Origin of the sequence: Noviherbaspirillum denitrificans, assembly GCF_002211445.1 — a bacterium.
Taxonomy (GTDB): domain Bacteria; phylum Pseudomonadota; class Gammaproteobacteria; order Burkholderiales; family Burkholderiaceae_D; genus Noviherbaspirillum; species Noviherbaspirillum denitrificans.
Genome location: NZ_LSTO01000001.1, coordinates 1 through 899, shown reverse-complemented (window position 1 = coordinate 899; position 899 = coordinate 1). Strand labels below are relative to the sequence as shown.

General features: G+C 64.5%; 1 protein-coding gene and 1 pseudogene. Both read right to left on the bottom strand.

Annotation, left to right across the window (positions count from 1 at the left end; translation table 11 throughout):
• Positions 1-139: 139 nt before the first annotated feature.
• Positions 140-652 carry a rod shape-determining protein MreD gene (gene mreD, locus AYR66_RS00010; RefSeq protein WP_088705789.1) on the bottom strand — a complete coding sequence of 171 codons (513 nt, stop codon included), beginning with the start codon at positions 650-652 and terminating at the stop codon, positions 140-142.
• Positions 649-899, bottom strand: a pseudogene (locus AYR66_RS28640) (transcriptional regulator); the annotation flags it as partial. The gene mreD and the pseudogene AYR66_RS28640, both read right to left, overlap by 4 nt.

The window sequence follows — 899 nt, the reverse complement described above, 5'->3', positions numbered from 1 at the left end:
GCAGCCAGATGAAGCGCGACAGCAGCAGCCCGAAACAGATGAACACGAACCCCGCCACCGCCGAAAGGCGGAGGCGGAAGAAGTGCAGTTCCTGCTCGGTGTTCTTAAACTCGGTCATGCGTATTTAGACCTGATGGACTCAGATCGGGCGGGTTTCGTCGCGGTCGACGGCGCGCCGTTGCGGTGCCAGCAGGAGCCAGGTCACGGCAGGCCACAGTGCGGCGGTGAAGATGCACTCCAGGAAATAGAGCCATCCCGGGAAATCGCCGCTCACCATCAGCCGGATCACCAGTTGCACGAACTGCATCATGAACAGCAGCGGCAGCACATGCAGCGTCTGCGTCGGCACCTTGAACCACAGCACGCGGCGGTGGATCATGATCGCGAAGTAGGACACCAGGGTATACGACAGCGCGTTCTCGCCAAGCAAAGTTGCGTCATGCACATCCATCAGCAGTCCCATGAAGAAGGCGATGCCGATGCCGACCTTGCGCGGCTGGTGGATGCTCCAGAAGATCAGCACCAGCGCGACGAAGTCGGGAACGCCCACCCACTGCCCCCAGGGCAGCAGGTTCAGCAGGAAGGCGCAGATCAGGCTGGCTGCGATGAACAGCGGATTCGCCGGTAGCAGGATATATTGCGGACGGTTCATGGCTTGACTCCCTGCTTGGCGGGTGCAACGGCCGGATTGGCCGGCGCCGTTGCCGCGGGCTTGGCGGCAGGCGCTGCGGCAGGCTTGTCCGCCGGCTTCTGCGGTGTGACGGCAGGTGGTGCCGGCTGGGCGGGGCCGTCTTGCACCGGCGCGGGCGCGACGGCGGGGGCTTGCGGAGCGGCAGCAGCTTGCTTGGCCGCCTCTTTCGCGGCTTCCTTCGCTGCTTCTTTCGCGGCCTCGCGCTTGG